This window comes from Microbacterium sp. Bi128 (assembly GCF_918698205.1).
Genome location: NZ_CAKKMM010000345.1, coordinates 1 through 4,519 on the forward strand (window position 1 = coordinate 1; position 4,519 = coordinate 4,519).

The following is a 4,519-nucleotide window of genomic DNA, read 5'->3' on the forward strand; positions in this document are numbered from 1 at the left end:
AACCGTTCCAGCAGTCCGTTGACCTCGGAGACGTGCACGCCGGAACCGCGGGCAATACGGGCCCGGCGGGAGCCGTTGATGATCTTCGGAGCCACGCGCTCGTGCGGGGTCATCGAGCGGACAATGGCCTCGACGCGGTCGATCTCGCGCTCGTCGAACTGCTCCAGCTGCTGGCGGATGTTCTGCGCACCCGGCATCATCATGAGCATCTTCTTCATGGAGCCCATGTTGCGGATCTGCTGCATCTGGGCGAGGAAGTCATCGAGGGTGAAGTCTTCCTGGTCGGCGAACTTCTTCGCCATCCGGGCGGCTTCATCCTTGTCCCAGGACTTCTCGGCCTGCTCGATCAGGGTGAGGACGTCACCCATGTCGAGGATGCGCGAGGCCATGCGGTCCGGGTGGAAGAGCTCGAAGTCGTCCACGCCTTCGCCGGTGGAGGCGAACATGACCGGCTTGCCGGTCACCGACGCGACGGAGAGCGCGGCGCCGCCGCGGGCGTCGCCGTCGAGCTTGGAGAGCACGATGCCGGTGAAGTTGACGCCCTCGTCAAAGGCCAGGGCAGTGTTGACGGCGTCCTGGCCGATCATGGAGTCGATCACGAACAGGACTTCGTTCGGGACGATCGCGCGGCGGATCTGGCGCGCCTGCTCCATCATCTCGGCGTCGACGCCGAGACGGCCGGCGGTGTCCACGATCACGACGTCGTGCAGGGTGCGCTTGGCTTCCTCGACGCCGTCACGGGCGACGGCGACAGGGTCACCGGCAGGGTGGTCCAGTTCGGTGGACGTGGCGCCCGGGTGCGGGGCGAACACGGGTACGCCGGCGCGCTGGCCGACCACCTGCAGCTGGGTGACGGCGTTGGGCCGCTGGAGGTCGCAGGCCACCAGCATGGGGCTGTGGCCCTGGGACTTGAGCCATTTGGCGAGCTTGCCGGCCAGGGTGGTCTTGCCGGCGCCCTGGAGGCCCGCCAGCATAATGATGGTGGGTCCGGTCTTGGCCAGGCGGATCCGGCGGGTCTCGCCGCCGAGGATCTCGACGAGTTCCTCGTTGACGATCTTCACGATCTGCTGGCTCGGGTTCAGCGCCCCGGAGACCTCGGCGCCGAGGGCACGCTCGCGCACGCGGCCGGTGAATTCCCGGACCACGGGAACAGCGACATCGGCGTCCAGGAGGGCACGCCGGATCTCGCGGACTGTGGCGTCAACGTCCGCCTCGGTCAGGCGGCCCTTGCCACGCAGATTCTTGAAGGTTGCTGTCAACCGGTCAGAGAGTGAATTGAACACGCGCCGTGCACTTCTTTCAGTGGATCTACAGGTGGCGGCCGGTGCGGCACGCCAGCGTCGCGACTGGTATTCGCCTGGACGAACCGCCACGACAACAGGACTCGACTATCTAGGGTACCAAGATGCGCCTTCAAGATGGCATGCTGGCGTAGGTGACCAGCCAAACAACTGTAAAAACCCTGCTCATCCTGGGCGCTTCCGGCGATCTCACCGGAAGGCTCCTGTTACCGGGGCTTGCCCGCCTGGTGGCCCGGGGCCGCGCCGACGGCCTCGCCCTGGCGGGAGCGGGATCGGACCCCTGGACGCCGGAGCAGTGGCTTGGCCGGATCGAGGAGTCGTTCGCGGACGAGGACTCCAAGGCCGACGCCCACGGCAAGCGGGAGCTCAAGCGGATCCGCAAGGAGAGCACCTACCACCAGCTCGATGTCACGGCCGAGGGCCAGCTCGCCGGGCTCCTGGCGAAACTGGAGGGGCCTGTGGCTGTCTACTTCGCCCTGCCGCCGCGGGTCAGCCAGCTCGCGTGCGAGGCCCTGGCGCCGGAGGACGTGCCCGCCGGCACCCGGCTGGTCATGGAGAAGCCGTTCGGCTCAGACGAGCAGTCGGCGCGCCACCTGAACAAGACGCTGGCCGCGCTGGTCCAGGAGGACCACATCCACCGCGTGGACCACTTCCTCGGCAAGGCAACGGTCCTGAACATCCTTGGCCTGCGCTTCGCGAACACGTTCCTGGAGCCGGTGTGGAACCGGCAGAACATCGAAAAAATCGAGATCATCTTCGACGAGGACCTCGCCCTCGAAGGCCGCGCCCGCTACTACGACGGCGCCGGGGCGCTCCGTGACATGATCCAAAGCCACCTGCTTCAGATCATGGCCCTCATGGCAATCGAGCCGCCGGCATCCGTGGACGAACGCGATCTCCGCGATGCCGTGGCCACCGTGCTGCGGGCCAGCAGCATCAAGGCCCCCTACCGGCAAAGCAGCCGCCGGGCCCGGTACACGGCGGGTTCGATCAACGGCCGGGACATCCCGGACTACGCCAAGGAGGAGGGCGTGGACGCGTCCAGGGCTACTGAAACCCTCGCCGAGGTGCAGGTGGAGATCGACAACTGGCGCTGGCAGGGCGTGCCGTTCATCCTGCGCTCAGGCAAGGCGCTGGGCCAGAAACGCAAGGAGGCCGTGGTGACCTTCCGGCCGGTGCCGCACCTTCCGAAGGGGTTCACCGGCGTGGACGCCCCCAACCAGCTGAGGATCGGCTTTGGCCCGGACACGCTGCAGTTCGACGTCGACGTGAACGGACCGGGCAATGTCCTGAGCCTGGACAGGGCCACGCTGCAGGCCGAACTGAGCGCCTCCGAGCTCCTCCCCTACGGTGAAGTGCTCGAGGGCGTGCTGACCGGGGATCCGCTGCTCTCGGTGCGGGCGGACACGGCCGAAGACTGCTGGCGCATCCTGGCGCCGGTGCTGAAGTCCTGGACCGCCGGACATGTCCCGCTGGAGGAATATCCGGCCGGGACCCCGGGGCCGGAGGGCTGGCCGGCCTAGATTCGTCGCGGCAGGGCCAGCGCGGATCCTGCGGCGTGCCGGGCCGACACAGCAGCAACGACCAAGCAGCAACGACACAGCACTAACGACACAGCACTAACGACACAAGCAGCAACGACACAGCGGGCCGGATACCTTCTCAGGTATCCGGCCCGCTGTGTCAGTGCCGTGTCAACGCCCTGCCTGTCTCCCGTTCCGGGAGTGGAGCGGGGGCAGCTAGATCGCTGCCGAACCACGCTCTCCGGTACGGACCCTGACAGCCTCGAACACATCCATCGTCCAGACTTTGCCGTCGCCGGCCCGGCCGGTGTTGGAACTGGCGATGATGACATCCAGGATGTCGTCCGCCTGTTCGTCGGTGGCCAGGACTTCCACCCGGATCTTTGGCAGCAGGTCCACGTTGTACTCGGCCCCGCGGTACACCTCGGTGTAGCCGCGCTGCCGGCCGTAGCCGCTGGCTGCGCTGACCGTGAGGCCCTGCACACCGTAGGCTTCCAGGCCTTCGCGAATAGCCTCAAGCTTTTCCGGTCGGACGATTGCCGTGATCAGTTTCATGCCCCCACACTTTCCTTGCCCGTTGCGTTCTGCTTGCCGTTGGACGCGGCGTCCACCGGCACTTCGGCGGCTGTGCCTTCCTCCTGCGGCTCGCCGCCCATCGGCTTGCCCGTGATCAGTTCGTGCAGCGGCTGGAAGCTGCCGCCGTGCCCGCCGACGCCGAACTCGTAGGCGGTCTCTGCGTGCAGGCTCAGGTCCACACCGACAACTTCCTGTTCCTGGGAAACCCGGAAGCCCATGAGCTTGTGGATCGGGAAGGCAATGATGAAGGTCATCACGGCGGTGAAGACGATGGCCATCATTGCCGCGAGGGTCTGGGCGACCAGCTGCGTGGTGCCGCCGCCGTAGAACAGGCCCGCGGCGCCCTGAGTCGGGGTGGCCAGGAAGCCGATTGCGACCGTGCCGACAACACCGGAGACGAGGTGTACGCCGACGACGTCGAGCGAGTCGTCGTAGCCGAACTTGAACTTCAGGCCGACGGCGAGCGCCGAAGCCACACCGGCAACGACGCCGAGGGCGATCGCACCCAGCGGGGAGACGTTGGCGCAGGCCGGGGTGATGGCGACCAGGCCGGCGACCACGCCGGACGCGGCACCGAGGGAGGTCGGGTGACCGTCGCGGAAGCGCTCCACGGCGAGCCAGCCGAGCATGGCTGCGGCCGGGGCGGCCAGGGTGTTGATCCAGATCAGTCCGGCCTGCTCCACAGTGGCAGCGGCACCGGCGTTGAAGCCGAACCAGCCGAACCACAGGATTGCGGCACCGAGCATGACGAACGGAATGTTGTGCGGGCGGTGGTTCGGGTCCTTGCCGAAGCCCTTGCGGTTACCGATGATCAGGACCAGAATCAGGCCCGCGACGCCGGCGTTGATGTGGACCACGGTGCCGCCGGCGAAGTCGATGACCGGCGCGAACGTCTGGCCGAACCAGCCATTCGCGGAGAAGAGTCCGCCGCCCCAGACCATGAAGGCCATCGGCGCGTAGACCAGGGTGGCCCAGATGGGGGTGAAGACCACCCATGCGGAGTACTTGGCGCGGTCGGCGACCGCACCGGAGATCAGGGCCACCGTGATGATCGCGAACGTGGCCGCGTAGCCGACCTTGAGCAGGTCGGCCGGTTCGGTGAAGTTGTGCAGGCCGAAG

Annotated in this window: 4 protein-coding genes; 1 reads left to right on the forward strand and 3 read right to left on the reverse strand. The window is 67.2% G+C overall.

The genetic code is table 11. The annotated features are described in order from the left end of the window. A partial coding sequence (ffh, locus tag LQV45_RS18670; protein WP_230008305.1) for a signal recognition particle protein occupies window positions 1-1,283 on the reverse strand: 1,283 nt, incomplete at its 3' end. A gap of 152 nt (window positions 1,284-1,435) precedes the next feature. Here ffh and LQV45_RS18675 point away from each other — a divergent pair. Then, window positions 1,436-2,824, forward strand: coding sequence for a glucose-6-phosphate dehydrogenase (locus tag LQV45_RS18675; RefSeq protein ID WP_230008306.1), 1,389 nt, complete (start codon window positions 1,436-1,438; stop codon window positions 2,822-2,824). A gap of 216 nt (window positions 2,825-3,040) precedes the next feature. Here LQV45_RS18675 and LQV45_RS18680 read toward each other — a convergent pair whose 3' ends face one another. After that, entirely contained in the window at window positions 3,041-3,379 is a 339-nt protein-coding gene (locus LQV45_RS18680) for a P-II family nitrogen regulator (protein ID WP_028276847.1), read from the reverse strand. Then, the coding region (locus LQV45_RS18685; RefSeq protein WP_230008307.1) for an ammonium transporter at window positions 3,376-4,519 on the reverse strand (1,144 nt) is incomplete at its 5' end. The genes LQV45_RS18685 and LQV45_RS18680, both read right to left, overlap by 4 nt.

Coding starts and splice junctions, on each gene's coding strand:
- LQV45_RS18680 (WP_028276847.1), bottom strand. CDS start 3,379: ATGAAACTGATCACGGCAATCGTCCGACCGGAAAAGCTTGAGGCTATT.